16 protein-coding genes and 1 tRNA gene are annotated in these 15,632 nt (G+C 68.5%); 8 read left to right on the top strand and 9 right to left on the bottom strand.

Annotated features, from left to right (window positions below; all coding sequences use genetic code 11):
• Nucleotides 1–167: 167 nt before the first annotated feature.
• Both acnB and rraA read right to left on the bottom strand, forming a co-directional pair.
• On the bottom strand, nucleotides 168–2,750 hold the full coding sequence (gene acnB / locus TSO221_RS11065) for a bifunctional aconitate hydratase 2/2-methylisocitrate dehydratase (protein WP_109118551.1): 2,583 nt from the start codon (nucleotides 2,748–2,750) through the stop codon (nucleotides 168–170).
• 250 nt (nucleotides 2,751–3,000) lie between these two features.
• On the bottom strand, nucleotides 3,001–3,483 hold the full coding sequence (gene rraA, locus TSO221_RS11060; RefSeq protein ID WP_109118550.1) for a ribonuclease E activity regulator RraA: 483 nt from the start codon (nucleotides 3,481–3,483) through the stop codon (nucleotides 3,001–3,003).
• Nucleotides 3,484–3,649: 166 nt separating this feature from the next.
• Between rraA and acnA the strand changes: the two genes are divergently transcribed.
• Nucleotides 3,650–6,340 carry an aconitate hydratase AcnA gene (gene acnA / locus TSO221_RS11055; protein ID WP_109118549.1) on the top strand — a complete coding sequence of 897 codons (2,691 nt, stop codon included), beginning with the start codon at nucleotides 3,650–3,652 and terminating at the stop codon, nucleotides 6,338–6,340.
• 44 nt (nucleotides 6,341–6,384) lie between these two features.
• On the opposite strand, the gene TSO221_RS11050 is transcribed toward acnA, so the two are convergent.
• Nucleotides 6,385–7,233 carry a LysR substrate-binding domain-containing protein gene (locus TSO221_RS11050; protein ID WP_109118548.1) on the bottom strand — a complete coding sequence of 283 codons (849 nt, stop codon included), beginning with the start codon at nucleotides 7,231–7,233 and terminating at the stop codon, nucleotides 6,385–6,387.
• A 95-nt stretch (nucleotides 7,234–7,328) separates the two neighbouring features.
• Between TSO221_RS11050 and TSO221_RS11045 the strand changes: the two genes are divergently transcribed.
• Complete coding sequence (locus TSO221_RS11045) at nucleotides 7,329–7,736, top strand: 4-oxalocrotonate tautomerase family protein (RefSeq protein ID WP_109118547.1); 408 nt, start codon at nucleotides 7,329–7,331, stop codon at nucleotides 7,734–7,736.
• 221 nt (nucleotides 7,737–7,957) lie between these two features.
• On the opposite strand, the gene TSO221_RS11040 is transcribed toward TSO221_RS11045, so the two are convergent.
• The 4 genes from TSO221_RS11040 to TSO221_RS11025 form a co-directional block, all read right to left on the bottom strand.
• Nucleotides 7,958–9,013, bottom strand: a complete 1,056-nt coding sequence (locus TSO221_RS11040; protein WP_109118546.1) for a hypothetical protein — start codon at nucleotides 9,011–9,013, stop codon at nucleotides 7,958–7,960.
• Between the two features lie 119 nt (nucleotides 9,014–9,132).
• A complete protein-coding gene (locus TSO221_RS11035) occupies nucleotides 9,133–9,351 on the bottom strand; it encodes a DUF1150 family protein (protein WP_109118545.1) in 219 nt (72 codons plus the stop codon).
• Between the two features lie 60 nt (nucleotides 9,352–9,411).
• Nucleotides 9,412–9,885 (bottom strand): Hsp20 family protein, encoded by a 474-nt coding sequence (locus TSO221_RS11030; protein ID WP_109118544.1) that lies wholly within the window; start codon nucleotides 9,883–9,885, stop codon nucleotides 9,412–9,414.
• A 472-nt stretch (nucleotides 9,886–10,357) separates the two neighbouring features.
• Nucleotides 10,358–11,461: an NAD(P)/FAD-dependent oxidoreductase gene (locus TSO221_RS11025; RefSeq protein ID WP_109118543.1), complete on the bottom strand. Its 1,104-nt coding sequence runs from the start codon at nucleotides 11,459–11,461 to the stop codon at nucleotides 10,358–10,360.
• A gap of 182 nt (nucleotides 11,462–11,643) precedes the next feature.
• On the opposite strand from TSO221_RS11025, the gene TSO221_RS11020 reads away from it, so the two are divergent.
• Nucleotides 11,644–11,895, top strand: a complete 252-nt coding sequence (locus tag TSO221_RS11020; RefSeq protein ID WP_109118542.1) for a hypothetical protein — start codon at nucleotides 11,644–11,646, stop codon at nucleotides 11,893–11,895.
• Nucleotides 11,896–12,069: 174 nt separating this feature from the next.
• On the opposite strand, the gene TSO221_RS11015 is transcribed toward TSO221_RS11020, so the two are convergent.
• Entirely contained in the window at nucleotides 12,070–12,342 is a 273-nt protein-coding gene (locus tag TSO221_RS11015; RefSeq protein ID WP_146208768.1) for a hypothetical protein, read from the bottom strand.
• Nucleotides 12,343–12,492: 150 nt separating this feature from the next.
• On the opposite strand from TSO221_RS11015, the gene TSO221_RS11010 reads away from it, so the two are divergent.
• The gene (locus TSO221_RS11010; protein ID WP_109118540.1) at nucleotides 12,493–12,819 is read left to right on the top strand and encodes a hypothetical protein; all 327 of its coding nucleotides are present in this window, start codon (nucleotides 12,493–12,495) and stop codon (nucleotides 12,817–12,819) included.
• 79 nt (nucleotides 12,820–12,898) lie between these two features.
• On the opposite strand, the gene TSO221_RS11005 is transcribed toward TSO221_RS11010, so the two are convergent.
• Nucleotides 12,899–12,973, bottom strand: a tRNA-Gly gene (locus TSO221_RS11005).
• 144 nt (nucleotides 12,974–13,117) lie between these two features.
• Between TSO221_RS11005 and TSO221_RS11000 the strand changes: the two genes are divergently transcribed.
• The 4 genes from TSO221_RS11000 to TSO221_RS10985 all read left to right on the top strand — a co-directional run bounded on the left by TSO221_RS11000 (nucleotide 13,118) and on the right by TSO221_RS10985 (nucleotide 15,626).
• Nucleotides 13,118–13,639 (top strand): prolyl-tRNA synthetase associated domain-containing protein, encoded by a 522-nt coding sequence (locus tag TSO221_RS11000; RefSeq protein WP_109118539.1) that lies wholly within the window; start codon nucleotides 13,118–13,120, stop codon nucleotides 13,637–13,639.
• A gap of 76 nt (nucleotides 13,640–13,715) precedes the next feature.
• Nucleotides 13,716–14,642, top strand: a complete 927-nt coding sequence (locus TSO221_RS10995) for a co-chaperone YbbN (RefSeq protein ID WP_109118538.1) — start codon at nucleotides 13,716–13,718, stop codon at nucleotides 14,640–14,642.
• Between the two features lie 43 nt (nucleotides 14,643–14,685).
• Nucleotides 14,686–15,357: an LON peptidase substrate-binding domain-containing protein gene (locus TSO221_RS10990; protein ID WP_109118537.1), complete on the top strand. Its 672-nt coding sequence runs from the start codon at nucleotides 14,686–14,688 to the stop codon at nucleotides 15,355–15,357.
• Nucleotides 15,358–15,377: 20 nt separating this feature from the next.
• Nucleotides 15,378–15,626, top strand: a complete 249-nt coding sequence (locus TSO221_RS10985) for a Trm112 family protein (RefSeq protein WP_109118536.1) — start codon at nucleotides 15,378–15,380, stop codon at nucleotides 15,624–15,626.
• The last annotated feature ends 6 nt before the right edge of the window (nucleotides 15,627–15,632 follow it).

Genomic DNA, 15,632 nt, shown 5'->3' with positions numbered 1-15,632 from the left:
TCCCGGTGGTTCAGGAGGCGGGGATCGCCTTGACGACCTGAAGCGGCGGGATCGGGAGAGTGAGGATCTTGTCCATCCGACCCTCTTCCCGCAGGGGAAAGGAAAAAACAAAAAGGCCCCCGCCGGGAGACCGGCGAGGGCGCTTCGTTTCGCGACCTAACCGAAGCTTACGCCTCGGTCAGCTCCACGTTGGCGAACTCCGGGATCTGGTCGAAGTTCATGTAGCGGTAGATGTCCGCAGCCTTCTGGTTGATCACGGTCACCTGCTCCAGATACTCGGCGGTGGTCGGGATCTTGCCCATCAGCGCGCACACCGCGGCCAACTCGGCCGAGCCGAGGTAGACGCGGGTGTCGATGCCCAGGCGGTTCGGGAAGTTGCGGGTCGAGGTCGACATCGCCGTCGAGCCCTTGCGCACCTGCGCCTGGTTGCCCATGCACAGCGAACAGCCCGGCATCTCCATGCGCGCGCCGGACTTGCCGAGCACGCTGTAGTAGCCCTCCTCGTTCAGGATCATCGCGTCCATCTTGGTCGGCGGCGCGATCCACAGACGGGTCGGGATGTCCGACTTGCCGTCGAGGATCTTGCCGGCCGCGCGGAAGTGGCCGATGTTGGTCATGCACGAGCCGATGAACACCTCGTCGATCTTATCGCCGGCGACCTCGGACAGCACCTTCACGTCGTCCGGGTCGTTCGGGCAGGCGACGATCGGCTCCTTGATGTCGGCCAGATCGATCTCGATCACCGCGGCGTACTCGGCGTTGGCGTCCGGCTCCAGCAGGTTCGGGGCAGCGATCCACTGCTCCATCGCCTTGATGCGGCGGCCCAGCGTGCGGGCGTCGGCGTAGCCTTCCGAGATCATCCAGCGCATCAGAGCGATGTTCGAGCGCATGTACTCGATGATCGGCTCCTTGTTCAGCCGCACCGTGCAGGCGGCGGCGGAACGCTCGGCCGAGGCGTCGGACAGCTCGAACGCCTGCTCGACCTTGAGGTCGGGCAGGCCCTCGATCTCCAGGATGCGGCCGGAGAACAGGTTCTTCTTGCCCTTCTTCTCCACCGTCAGCAGGCCCTGGCGGATGGCGTAGAGCGGGATGGCGTTGACCAGGTCACGCAGCGTGATGCCCGGCTGCATGGTGCCCTTGAAGCGCACCAGCACGCTCTCCGGCATGTCCAGCGGCATGACGCCGGTGGCGGCGGCGAAGGCCACGAGGCCCGAGCCGGCCGGGAACGAGATGCCGATGGGGAAGCGGGTGTGGCTGTCGCCGCCGGTGCCCACGGTGTCCGGCAGCAGCAGGCGGTTCAGCCAGCTGTGGATGACGCCGTCGCCCGGACGCAGCGCGACGCCGCCGCGCGTCGAGATGAACGCCGGCAGCTCCTTGTGCATCTTCACGTCCACCAGCTTCGGGTAAGCGGCGGTGTGGCAGAACGACTGCATGACGAGGTCGGCCGAGAAGCCCAGGCAGGCCAGGTCCTTCAGCTCGTCGCGGGTCATCGGGCCGGTGGTGTCCTGCGACCCCACCGTGGTCATCTTCGGCTCGCAGTAGGTGCCGGGGCGGACACCCTGACCCTCGGGCAGGCCGCAGGCGCGGCCGACCATCTTCTGCGCGAGGCTGAAGCCCTTGCCGGTGTCGGCCGGGGTGGCCGGCTGGCGGAACAGGGTGGACGGGGCGAGGCCCAGCGCCTCGCGCGCCTTGGCCGTCAGGCCGCGGCCGACGATCAGCGGAATGCGGCCGCCGGCGCGCACCTCGTCGAAGATCACGTCGGACTTGACGGTGAACTCGGCGATCACCGCGCCGTCCTTCAGCGCCTTGCCCTCATAGGGGCGCAGCTCGACGACGTCGCCCATCTCCATCTTGGAGACGTCCAGCTCGATCGGCAGCGCGCCGGCGTCTTCCATGGTGTTGTAGAAGATCGGGGCGATCTTCGAGCCCAGGCAGACGCCGCCGAAGCGCTTGTTGGGGACGAAGGGGATGTCCTCGCCGGTGAACCACAGGACCGAGTTGGTCGCCGACTTGCGCGACGAGCCGGTGCCCACCACGTCGCCGACGTAGGCGACGAGGTTCCCCTTGGCCTTCAGGCCTTCCAGCTGCTTGACCGGGCCACGGGCGCCCGGCTCCTCGGGCTCGATGCCCGGGCGCGGGTTCTTCAGCATGGCCAGCGCGTGCAGCGGGATGTCCGGGCGCGACCACGCGTCCGGGGCCGGCGACAGGTCGTCGGTGTTGGTCTCGCCGGTCACCTTGAAGACGGTCAGCGTCAGGCTGGCCGGGACCTCGGGGCGCGAGGTGAACCACTCGGCGTCGGCCCAGCTCTGGAGAACCGCCTTGGCGTTGGCGTTGCCGGCGTCGGCCAGCTCCTTGACGTCGTGGAAGTAATCGAACATCAGGAGGGTCGTCTTCAAGCCGGCGGCGGCTGCGGCGCCGCACTCGGCGTCGGCCAGCAGCTCGATCAGCGGCTTGATGTTGAAGCCGCCCAGCATGGTGCCCAGCAGCTCCGTCGCCTTGACCCTGGAGATCAGCGCGGAGGCTTCCTCGCCCTTGGCGACCTTGGCCAGGAACGCGGCCTTCACCTTGGCGGCGTCGTCCACGCCGGCCGGCACGCGGTGGGTGATCAGGTCGACCAGGAACTCGGCCTCGCCGGCGGGCGGGGCCTTGAGCAGGCCGATCAGTTCCTCGGTCTGCTTGGCGGTCAGCGGAAGGGGCGGAATTCCGAGCGCAGCACGCTCAGCCACATGCTGGCGATAGGCTTCAAGCACGGCTAGGTCCTCTCGTTGCGGGTTGTCGATCGACGTGCGTTTCTTGTTCTTTTAGGTTCTTAGGCTGACCGTTCCGACCCATTCCGGTGGGTTCTCGTGGACGTGTGCGTCCGCTCCCGTCCCTTCTGTTTTCTGGCTTTCTGTTCCTGGCGTTCGGGCATCCCCGCCCAAAACGGCGAGGTGTTATATCGCCGCCACCGCGCCGCAGCAAGCGATAGGCGACTCAGCTGCGGGCGGCGGTCGCGCGTTGTTACGGGGCTTCCGACGGGTCCAGCACCAGCACGCCGTCCTCGTCGGCGAAGATGCGGTCGCCGGGGTTCACGCGGATGCCGGCGAAGCTGATGGCCAGGCCGGTCTGGCCCTCGCCGTTGCGCACCGTCTTGCGCGGGATGGCGCCGAGCGCCTTGATGCCGAGGTCGAGGGTGATGAGCACGCCGGTGTCGCGCACGCAGCCGTGGATGATGACGCCCTCCCACTCGTTCTTCACCGCGGACTTGGCGATCAGGTCGCCCATCAGCGCGGCGCGCAGGCTGCCGCCGCCGTCCACCACCAGCACCTTGCCCTTGCCGGGGGTGGCGAGCAGCTCCTTCACCCGCGAATTGTCCTCGAAGCACTTCACGGTCACCGCCTCGCCCGAGAAACGGTGACGGCGGCCGTAGTCGCGGAACGCCGCGTCGGCGACACGGGCGGTGGCCTCGAAGCGGTCGTAGAGATCGCAGGTGCTTTCGAACATGGCGGATGTCCTCCCGGACGGATTGTGAAGCTTTGCCGGAACGATACGGAATTCCGCCGGGCCAGGGAACCAAACTCCGCCTTCCGCCCTATACCGGTGCAGCACCGGCACGCCTATATCCACTCGAAACCAAGCCTTTGGATCGGCATCAGCATCGGAGGCACCCGTGACCACCTTCGTTGGACAGGATTCGCTCAGGACCCGCCGCACGCTGACGGTGGGCGGCAGGAGCTACGACTACTACAGCATCAAGGCTGCCGAAGAAGCGGGGCTGGGCGATCTGTCGCGGCTGCCCTATTCCATGAAGGTCCTGCTGGAGAACCTGCTGCGCTTCGAGGACGGGCGCTCGGTCAGCGTGGACGACGTGCGCGCAATGGCGCAATGGCTGGCGGACAAGCGCTCCACCCGCGAGATCGCCTACCGTCCGGCGCGCGTGCTGATGCAGGACTTCACCGGCGTGCCGGCGGTCTGCGACCTCGCCGCCATGCGCGAGGCGATGGTGGAACTGGGCGGCGATCCGAAGAAGATCAACCCGCTGGTGCCGGTCGACCTGGTCATCGACCACTCGGTGATGGTCGACTATTTCGGCAGCAAGGATTCCTTCGCCAAGAACGTCCAGCTGGAGTTCGAGCGCAACGGCGAGCGCTACGCCTTCCTGCGCTGGGGCCAGAAGGCGTTCGACAACTTCCGCGTCGTGCCGCCGGGCACCGGCATCTGCCACCAGGTCAACGTCGAGTACCTGGCGCAGACCGTGTGGACGGACACCGACCCGGCCGGAACGCTGGTTGCCTACCCCGACACGCTGGTCGGCACCGACAGCCACACCACTATGGTCAACGGCCAGGGCGTGCTGGGCTGGGGTGTGGGCGGCATCGAGGCGGAGGCGGCGATGCTCGGCCAGCCGATCTCCATGCTGATCCCCGAGGTGGTCGGCTTCCGGCTGACCGGCCGGCTGAAGGAGGGCTCGACCGCCACCGACCTCGTGCTGACGGTGACGCAGATGCTGCGCGCCAAGGGCGTGGTCGGCAAGTTCGTGGAGTTCTACGGCGACGGGCTGGACGGGCTGACGCTGGCCGACCGCGCCACCATCGGCAACATGGCCCCGGAGTACGGCGCCACCTGCGGCATCTTCCCGGTGGATGCCGAGACCATCAACTTCCTGAAGTTCACCGGGCGCGATCCCGAGCGCGTCGCGCTGGTCGAAGCCTACGCCAAGGCGCAGGGCATGTGGCGCGAGGCGGGCTCGCCCGACCCGGTGTTCACCGACACGCTGGAACTCGACCTCGCCGTGGTCGAGCCGTCGCTGGCCGGGCCGAAGCGGCCGCAGGACCGCGTGCCGCTCTCCGTGGTCGCCGCCTCCTTCGCCAAGGACGTCACCGACACTTTCAAATGCGCCGATCCCAAGCGCGCGGCGAAGGTGCAGGGCGCCGACTACGCACTGGAGCATGGGGCGGTGGTGATCGCCGCCATCACGTCGTGCACCAACACCTCCAACCCCGCCGTGCTGATGGCCGCCGGGCTGGTGGCGCGCAAGGCGGTGGAGAAGGGGCTGGTCACCAAGCCGTGGGTCAAGACCTCGCTGGCGCCGGGCTCGCAGGTGGTCACCGACTATCTCGCCAAGGCCGGGCTGCAGCCGTACCTGGACCAGCTGGGCTTCAACATCGTCGGCTACGGCTGCACCACCTGCATCGGCAACTCCGGCCCGCTACCCGACCCCATCGCCGCGGCGGTGGAGGAGGGCGATCTCGTGGTCGCCGCGGTGCTCTCCGGCAACCGCAACTTCGAGGGGCGCGTCAACCCGCACACCCGCGCGAACTATCTCGCCAGCCCGCCGCTGTGCGTCGCCTACGCGCTGGCCGGAAACATGTATGTCGACCTTGCGAAAGACCCGATCGGCACCGGATCCGACGGCCAGCCGGTGTACCTGAAGGACATCTGGCCGAGCAGCCGCGAGGTGAACGACGCCATCAACGCCGCGCTGTCGCCGGAGATGTACCGTTCCCGCTACGCCGACGTGTTCAAGGGCCCGGCGGAGTGGCAGGGCATCGCCACCGCCGGGGGCGAGACCTACACGTGGCTGGAGGGCTCGACCTACGTGAAGCTGCCGCCCTTCTTCCAGGGCATGCCGAAGACGCCGGGCGCGGTGTCGGACGTGCACGGCGCGCGGGCGCTGGCGGTGCTGGGTGATTCCATCACCACCGACCACATCTCGCCCGCCGGCTCGATCAAGAAGACCAGCCCGGGCGGCGAGTACCTGCTGGGCTATCAGGTGCGTCCGCAGGACTTCAACTCGTACGGCGCGCGGCGCGGCAACCACGAGGTGATGATGCGCGGCACCTTCGCCAACATCCGCATCAAGAACGAGCTGGTGCCGGGCGTCGAAGGGGGCGAGACGAAGCACATGCCGTCCGGCGAGCGCATGCCGATCTACACCGCCGCCATGCGCTACGCCGACGAGGGCGTGCCGCTGGTGGTGATCGCCGGCAAGGAGTACGGCACCGGCTCGTCGCGCGACTGGGCGGCGAAGGGCACCAAGCTGCTGGGCGTCAAGGCGGTGATCGCCGAGAGCTTCGAGCGCATCCACCGCTCCAACCTCGTCGGCATGGGCATCCTGCCCTTGCAGTTCAAGGACGGGCTGAACCGGCTGGCGCTGAGGCTGGACGGGTCGGAGACCTTCGACGTCGTCGGCGTCGAGCAGGACCTGAAGCCGCGCAAGGACGTGACGCTGACCATCACCCGCGCCGACGGAGCCAAGGAGACGCACACGCTGCTGCTGCGCATCGATACGCTGGACGAGATCGAATACTACCGCAACGGCGGCGTGCTGAACTTCGTGCTGCGGAACTTGGCGGCGTAGCGTTCTCAAGCCCCTCCGCCCGTGAGGGCGGAGGGGCTTTTTCCTCACACCGCCAGCCCCTCGCCCAACACCCCACCCAGGTCCCGCGCCGCCGGAGGCGCGTCCGCCCGTACGCGCACCGTGAAGCTCACCTCGCCCAGTTCCGGCAGCCCGAACTCCGCGGGGGCGGGCGCGATCCCTTGTCCAACCCAGCGCGCCGTGCGCGCTGTCAGTGCGATCCCCGCAGCCACCGCGGCACGCAGCCCGGACAGGCTCTGGCTCGTCGCGGCGATGCGGTAGCGGCGGCCGGTGCGTTCCAGCGCCGTCAGCGCCGCGTCCCGGAATCCGCAGGGCGGGTCGAGCAGCGCCAGCGGCAGTTCGCCCTCCGTCCGGACCAAACCGTCCGCGCCGGCCAGCCACAGCATAGGCTCGCGCAGCACCGTCACCTCGTCGGCGCTCGGTTTCAGGCGCATGGCGATCAGCACATCAATGCTCCCCGCCTCGAAAGCGGCCGACAGCTCGCCACTGCGACCGATGCGCAGGTTCAGTCGCAGCCGCGGATGCGTGCCGGTGAACAGGCGCAGCAGCGGCGCCAGCCCATGCTCGGCGAAATCCTGGGTCGTCGCCACCGTCAGCCGGCCCTCGGCGCGCCCGCCCTTCAGGCTGAGCAGCGCCGTCCGGTGCAGGTCGAGGATGCGGCGCGCGTGCCCCACCAGCTCCTGGCCGGTGTCGGTCAGCGCCCGGCTGCGGCCGGCGGGGAGGAAGAGCGGCTCGCCGACAATCTCCTCCAGCTTCTGCATCTGTGCGGTGACCGCCGAGGGCGAGCGCCCCACCACGTCCGCTGCCCGCGCCAGCGAGCCGCCGTCGGCGAAAGCCAGAAAGGTGCGTAGGAGATCCGGGTCGAGATGCTGCACAATTCTCATTTTCTGAACTGTTCATTCAGATAAATCCGATTTTTCAGAACTGTCAAGCGCGGCAGGATCCGACCATCCAACCAAGGGAGCCCGCCATGCCCATCATCAACGTTTCCGTCACCGCCACGCCCGACGCCGCCCTCTCTGCCCGCATCGCCGCCGAGGTGACCGAACTGACCCGCCACCACCTGCGCAAGGACCCGGCGGTGACCGCCGTCGCCGTGCACTACGTCGATCCGGTGCACTGGTTCGCCGGTGGCCGCTCGCTGGCCGAGCAGGGTGCCGACACCTTCTGGCTCGACATCAAGGTGGTGGACGGCACCAACACCAAGGCCGAGATGGCCGCCTACCTGGAGGCGGTTCACGCCGTCATGGGGCGGATCCTCGGGGCGGTGCACGAGGAGAGCTACACCCTGGTGCATGAGGTGCCGGCCGCCGCCTACGGCTTCGGCAGCCTGACGCAGGAGTTCCGCTTCATCAAGGGGCGGCTGGAGGCTGCTTGACGATGCGAGGGGCTGCGGGGCCCTCCCCACGTCCACAACGCCAGTCTGCCGCACAGCGCTCCGCCGGTGAAGGGTTGCAAAAAGAATCGCGGGGACCGGAGCCTGCAGCTCCGGTCCCCGCGGCGGGATTTCCCGGCACGCAGTGGTAACGCACGATGCAAGCGCCAGCTTGGCGCTATCGGGGCAGCGCCGGGTTGACGGCGGTCAAGCGGCGGCGCGTCTCAATGGTGCGCGTGGTGCGCCGCCGACTGCTCCAGGCTCTTGATGCGCGCCATGCCGGGCAGGATCTCGGACTTGATGAACTCCAGCCGGCGGTTGGGGCCGCCGCCGCCGCGGGCGAAGCGGGCCTTCCACAGGTCCATCTTCACCGCCAGGCCGCACAGCACGCCGCCGATGGTCACGTGGTGCGCGGTGATCAGTTCGCGGATCGAGCGGAAGGTCTCGGCGTTGATGTCGCGCCAGAAGTCGCGCGAGCGGGCGTCGAAGCTCTCGAACCGGCCGGTGATCGAGGTCGAGATGTCGGTCAGGTCGCGGCTGATGTCGTCCAGCATCTTGGCCTGCCGGTAGTCGCGCTTGATCTCGTTGGAGTTGCGCACCTCCGCCATCCAGGCCAGGAAGCGCTGCACCTCCGGCACGATGTCGTCCAGACACTTCTTGAAGTAGGCCAGCGACAGGAAGATATCGCCGTAGTCCTCCAGGAAGTTCGGGATGTCCTGCAGCCCGATGTCCAATCGGTCAGCCATCATGCGCAGATTGCGCAGCGCCTCCTCGCGGTTGGGTGAGGCGAACATCTTGATAAGCTGATCGACGCTGTTGACCTCCACGTTCTCCAACCCGTAGACGTATTCCATCAGTGGGCGGGTGAACACGGTCATGTACTGCGTCAGCTCGGCCTTCTTCTTTTCGGAGAGGGTGAGCGCCTCGTGGTGGCTGATGTCGATCTTCAGCCGGCGCAGCTCGATGCGCGAGGTGTAGACGTCGAAGCTGGCCGCCTGCGCGATCTTCTCGATCTTCAGCAGGTCGCGCTCGACCTCTTCCTTGTAGGATTCGAAGTAGACGCCGATGTCGCGCGGCTTCACCTGGCCGCTGCCGGTCTGGGCGTCGTTGAACATCTCGATGACGGTGTCGAGACGCACGTTCTTGATCAGGCGCGCGTGCTGCAGCCCCGGCGTTTCGAGCGGAATCATGGAGAGCGGCATGATGTGAAGCGCGTCGCGCGCCTCGTCATCCCATGTCTTGCGTCGTGCGGCCTCGTCTGCCTGCTGACCGCCGTCCACGGCCACTCTCCTGAAAACCCCGAACCGGCCGTGTGGTCCTACCGTCGGCCGTGCCTACAATAGCCGGCGCGCCGGTGGACACAAGCCGGAATCCCGGTCCGGCAACCTCAAGGTGAGCGTCAGTGGACGCTCACCGGCTCCAGGTCGTTCTGGCGGACGGCGGCGGAGGCGACCTCGCGGTCGGGCAGCACGGTCAGCGGCGTGCCGTCGGCGGCGTGCACGGCGAAGGCCGCGACACCGTTGACGCTGACGGGCTTGACGTAGGCCACGTGATCGACGCCGAAGGCCGCGAAGTCCTCGGGCGAGAGGTGGCGGAAGAGGGCGGGGGAGGTGTTCATATCGACACTTTCTTCAAAGGAGCGGGCTTCACAAGAGCGGGTCTTGTCCGGCGCGCCGGGTCAGCCTTCGGAACGGTCGGGGGCCACGTCGATGGTGCGGGCGGTGCCGCCGTCGCCGGGCTTGGGCTGCTGGATCTTGATGGTGCGCACCTTGGGCTCGGGCAGCGGCCGGGTCAGGTCGATGTTCAGGAGGCCGTTGTCGAGCGACGCGCCCACCACCTCGATCCCCTCGGCCAGCACGAAGCTGCGCTGGAACTGGCGGGCGGCGATGCCGCGGTGCAGGTAGATCCGGCTCTTGTCGTCCTGCTGGCGGCCGCGGATGACGAGTTGGTTGTCCTCGATCTGCACCGACAGGTCGTCGGCGGTGAAGCCGGCCACCGCCAGCGTGATCCGCAGGCCGTCGTCGCTGGTCTGCTCGATGTTGTAGGGCGGGTAGCCCTCGGCCGAGCTCTTGGCGATGCGGTCGAGCGTCCGCTCGAACTGGTCGAAGCCGAGCAGCAAGGGGCTGTTGAAGAGCGAGAGGCGTGTCGACATGGCGCATCCTCCTCATGCGTGAGCGAGTTGCAGCGAGGGCCCGTTGCCGGCGCCCGACGGAGATTCGCAGCCCGAGGACCTCGGCGCTGCCTTGCACAATAAATGGGGAGGGGTACCCCCCGGTCAAGAGAGTGAACGGTTCCGCTTATCCTCCCCCGGCTCCGCCGGGAGAGGTCAGGAGGGGGCCGCGGCCTTGAGGGAGGGTGAATGGAACACTGTGGAACACCGTGGAACAGTGTACGGAGGCTGTTCAGTTCACCGCTGCACCCAGCCCCCTCAAAGGACTATGATCCTAGTTTGGAACCCCGATTTTGGCAAGACTTTCCGCCGGCCGGTGAGGCGGATGCCCCCACTCTCCCCACATCATGGGCCCCCTCCACCGATCGCCCGCAAGTCGGGCGACCGCGCGTCGCCTACAATCGCCTTCGGCACCGGCTCCCCGCCCCCGCCGGAGGCGAGGGAGGCTGCGATTCTATTCCAGCAGCCCCGCCACGTGGTCGGCGATGGCGAGGCAGGAGGTCAGGCCCGGCGACTCGATGCCGAACAGGTTGACCAGGCCCGGCACGCCGTGCGCCTCCGGCCCCTGGATCAGCCAGTCGGCCTGACCCTGGCCGGGGCCGGTCAGCTTCGGGCGGATGCCGCAGTAGGCCGGCACCAGGGCGCCGTCCGGCAGGCCCGGCCAATAGCTGCGCACCGAGGCGTAGAAGGAGTCGGCGCGGGCGGGATCGACGCTGTACTCGATGCGCTCCACCCACTCCACGTCGGGGCCGAAGCGCGCCTGACCGGCGAGGTCCAGCGTGATGTGCACGCCCAGCCCGCCCTCGATCGGCATCGGGTAGATCAGCCGCGCGAACGGCGAGCGGCCGTGCGCCAGCGCGTAGTAGTTGCCCTTGGCGAGGAACTTCGGCGGCACGTGCTCCGCCGGGAAGCCCTCCAGCGCGCGGGCCGCCTCCCAGGCGTGCAGGCCGGCGCAGTTGACCAGCACGTCGCAGGCGATGCGCATCGGCTCGGTGCCGCCGACCTCCACCTCGATGCCGGCGTCGGTGACGCGGCCGGCGACCAGCGGGCTCTTGAAGGCCAGCATGGCCCCATGCTCCTCGGCGTCGCCGCGCAGCGCCAGCATCAGGGCGTGGCTGTCGATGATGCCGGTGGACGGGGAGAGCAGCGCCGCCACGCAGTGCAGGTTGGGCTCCAGCGCGACGGCCTCGGCGGCGCTCAACAGCGTCAGGTCATCGACACCGTTCAGCGCCGCCTGTCGGCGGATCGCCTCGAAGCGGGGCATCTGGTTCTCGGCGGTGGCGACGATCAGCTTGCCGATGCGCTGGTGCGCCACCCCGTGCGAGTCGCAGTAGGCGTACAGCGCGTCGCGCCCGGGCACGCACAGCGTCGCCCGCAGCGTGCCGGTGGGATAGTAGATGCCGGCGTGGATGACTTCGGAGTTGCGCGAGCTGGTGCCGGTGCCGATGGCGTCCTCGGCCTCCAGCACGATCACCTCGCGCCCGGCCATCGCCAGCCGCCGCGCCACCGCCAGGCCGACCACCCCGGCCCCGACCACCACGCACCCGACCCGCTCCATGCACCCGTCTCCGTCGTCTCGCAAAGAGGCAGAGGGTGGGGGCAATCGCGCCGCCGCGCAAGGGTGCCGAGGCCCGGGCCCGGCATGTGGATTTCCGGCGCGCGCGCAGCGTGTGGGTGTATGCTTCGACAGGCGCCGGCGACGGCGCATGGGCTTTCCGGGGCGGCGGCGGAGGTGCCGGTATGAACCGTGCGGTCACCTGGTACTTCAGCCGGGCGCTGGGCGTCGTCGGCCTGTTCACCGGGGGCTTTCAACTGGCGTGGGCGGCGATCACCGGGTCGGGGCCGGGGGAGCTGCTGGCGTCGCTGGGCACCGCCATCCTGCTGGCGGTCGGCGGCATGATGGTCGGCGCCATCGTCGATGTGGTGGTCCAGGTTCGCAAGCGCTCCCGTTTGCGGGAGCCCGGTCGAAGCCCGCATCACCGGAAGCGGTGAGCCTATCCGCGTTCGGGCCGCGTTCGGGCGCATCCATCCACGCCGCGCCCCTATCCGCCTCCACGTTCGCGCGGGGAGGGGGATCGCTGGTAGGGTTCTCTCACGCCATGGACTCTCCCTTCTGACAACTGGCCCGCCCCGGCGACGGGGCGGGCATTTTGCCGTGTGGGAAGCTCAATGCATCGTGCGCCGGCCGACGGAGCGCGGCGGACGGACGACCTGATCCTTCGCCGCGTCCAGCATGGCCTCGGCCTGCTGCTGGATGCCGGCGGCGCGGGCGCGCACAGCCGGGTCGCGGCTGCGGGCCTGGACGAACTCGGCCGCCTGAACGGTCACGTCGAGCGTCTCGACGACCTCCTCGACGGTCTCCTCCAGCGCTTCGATGTCCACGCCGGACAACTCGCGGGCGGGCGCCGCGTTCGCATTCGGTTTTCCCGTCTGGCTCATGAATCGCTCCGCGTGTTGGCTGTCGCAGACCAACAGGGCGGGGCCAGGGGCGTTCCAAACCGATGCCATGCCGGAAAATCCGTCGATGCTTCGGATGAAAAACAAGTTTAGGCTTGTTTGTCGAAGACGGACGGCGAAGGAGGATCCGGCATGCGCTCCAAACCACTCATCGCGGGCGTGCTGGCGGGCTCGCTGCTGACCTCCGGCTGCGCCAACACCGACGGCGGCGATGCTGCCGGGGCACTGCTGCTGGGCGCGGCGGTGATCGGCCTCGGCGTGCTGGCCGCGACCACGCTGAGTGACGATGACGACGGCGACCGCCGGAGCCATCGCCACCGCGACGATTACCGGGACAGCTATCGCTATGCGAACAACGGCCGTTGCGACGACCCGTCCTACCGCACGTCGAACGGCGGACGCGCCGCCCCCGGCACCGACGAGCGCGACTGCCGCCGCCACGGCGATGGCCGCAAGTAAGTAAGATTAAGGAAGGCCCGGAAATGCGAAAGGCCGGCGCGAGGCCGGCCTTCGTATCGCGATCTCCCCGTAGGGAGAATGGAGCGGGCGAAGGGATTCGAACCCTCGACCCCAACCTTGGCAAGGTTGTGCTCTACCCCTGAGCTACGCCCGCGCTCCGTGCTGCCGTCCGTTCCGTGTCGGTCCGTCCGGCGGCGTGCGGCGGAATATACAGATCGGTTTTCGCAATGCAAGCGCCTTGTTGCGATTTTTTCTCGACGGCTGGACGGGGCTCGGCAAGGCACGGTAAAAGCGCGGTATGAGCCATTCTTCCGCCACCGCCGACGCGCCCCTGCCGACCTCGCCCGAGCGATTGCTCGCCCGCTTGGACGAGTTGGGCTTCCGCACCGTCACCCACAGCCACCCGCCGCTGTTCACCGTCGAGGAGAGCAAGGCGCTGCGGGGCGAACTGCCGGGCGGCCATTGCAAGAACCTGTTCCTCAAGGACAGGAAGGACCAGTACTGGCTGGTGGTGGCGCTGGAAGACGCGGCCGTGTCACTGAACAGCTTCGACAAGGTGATCGGGTCGGCCCGGCTGTCCTTCGCCTCGGCCGAGCGGCTGTGGGAGGTGCTGGGGGTGCGGCCGGGGTCGGTGACGCCGTTCGCGCTGATCAACGACACCGGGCACCGGGTGACCGTGATCCTGCAGAAGGCGATGCTGGACCACGACCCGCTGAACTATCATCCTCTGCTGAACGACCGGACCACGGCGATCCGCCCGGCCGACCTGCTGGCCTTCATCCGCGCCTGCGGGCACGAGCCGCGCATCGTCGCGTTCTAGGATCGGTGAAATCCTTGTTGCCGGCGCGCCGCGCCTACATTTAATCACGCACGCTTCAAACGGGATTGCCAAAGCCATGTTCTCACCGCCGCCCAACGCCGCAAACGCCCCCGCCGCCAACGACGTGATCAAGGACGGCTCCGACCGCACCTTCATGGCCGACGTCATCGAGGCGTCGCGCGACACCCCGATCATCGTCGATTTCTGGGCGCCCTGGTGCGGCCCCTGCAAGCAGCTGGGCCCGGCGATCGAGAAGGCGGTGCGCGCCGCCAAGGGCGCCGTGAAGCTGGTCAAGATCGACACCGACCAGCACCCGATGATCGCCCAGCAGCTGCGCGTGCAGTCGATCCCCGCGGTGTACGCCTTCTACCAGGGGCGCCCGGTGGACGGCTTCGTCGGCGCCCAGCCCGAGTCGCAGATCAAGGCCTTCGTCGAGCGTCTGGCCAAGCTGGGCGGCGGTGCCGGCGGCATGGACGACATGCTGGCCGACGCGCTGGCCCAGGCCAAGGAGGCGCTGGACGCCGGCGACGTCGCCACGGCGTCGGACATCTACGGCCAGATCCTGCAGGCGGTGCCGGACAACGGCCAGGCCTACGCCGGCCTCGTGCGCTGCCTCGTCGCCGCCGGCGACCTGGAGCGTGCCAAGCAGATGATCGAGCAGGCGCCCGAGGCGCTGGCCAAGGACAACGATCTGATCGCCGCCAAGAGCGCCATTGAGGTCGCCGAGCAGGCCAAGAACGCCGGCCCGATCCCCGAGCTGATGGAGAAGCTGGCGCACGACAAGGACGACCACCAGACGCGCTACGACCTCGCCATGGCGCTGTACGCGGCGGGCAAGCGCGAGTCGGCGGTGGACGAGCTGCTGGAGCTGGTGCGCCGCGACCGCACCTGGAACGAGGACGCCGCGCGCAAGCAGCTGGTCAAGCTGTTCGAGGCGTTCGGGGCGAAGGATCCGCTGACCCTGTCGGCGCGTCGCCGGCTGTCGTCGATTCTGTTCAGCTGAGCGAAGCCTGTACGGGCGGGCAGGGGCTCCTATTTTAACTGCCATGAGCCGGAGCCCCTTCGACCCGACCTTCGACCAGTTGCCGCGCGAACTGCCCGTGTTCCCGCTGCCCGGTGTCCTGCTGCTGCCGCGCGGGCGGCTGCCGCTCAACATCTTCGAGCCGCGCTATCTGGCCATGGTGCAGGACGCGCTGGGCACCGACCGCATGATCGGCATGATCCAGCCAACCGACCCGACCTCGCGCGCCAAGGCGCCGCCGCTCTATGAGACCGGCTGCGCCGGGCGCATCACCTCCTTCGCCGAGACCGAGGACGGCCGCCTCCTGATCACGCTGACCGGGGTGTGCCGCTTCCTGGTGCTGCGCGAGCTGCCCTGTGCGCGTGGCTACCGCCGCGTCCAGCCGGCGTGGGAGCGCTTCGCCGCCGACCTGGACGGCGAGGCCACCGGCGGCATCGACCGCGAGCGGCTGGTGTGCGGGCTGAAGGGCTATTTCAAGACGCAGGGCATCTCGGCCAACTGGGACTCCATCGACGGCACGCCGGACGAGCGGCTGGTGACCTCGCTGGCGATGATCTGCCCGTTCGAGGCGAGCGAGAAACAGGCGCTGCTGGAGGCGCCGGACCTCGGCGAGCGCGCGAAGCTCTTGATCGCGTTGATCGAGATGGCCATTCTCGACGGCCACGAAGGCGACGGCGGCACGCTGCCGCGCCACTGACAGGACGTAAGGCGGCATTCATGAGCGCATCGATCCCCGAGGACAAGCCGGGCGAGGGCAAGACGCAGGCCCGCGTCGATCCGAAGCTGCTGGAGATCCTGGTCTGCCCGCTGACCAAGGGTCCGCTGCGCTACGACTCGGAGCGCAATGAGCTGATCAGCGAGCGCGCCGGACTCGCCTACCCGATCCGCGACGGCATCCCGATCATGCTGATCGACGAAGCGCGCCGCATCGACGACCATCCGATCCGTGGCCCTGGTGCGGCTTGAGGGGGG

This window comes from Azospirillum sp. TSO22-1, assembly GCF_003116015.1.
Classification (GTDB): domain Bacteria; phylum Pseudomonadota; class Alphaproteobacteria; order Azospirillales; family Azospirillaceae; genus Azospirillum.
Note: the sequence above shows the minus strand (reverse complement) of the source record. Positions and strands in the feature narration are given on the sequence as shown.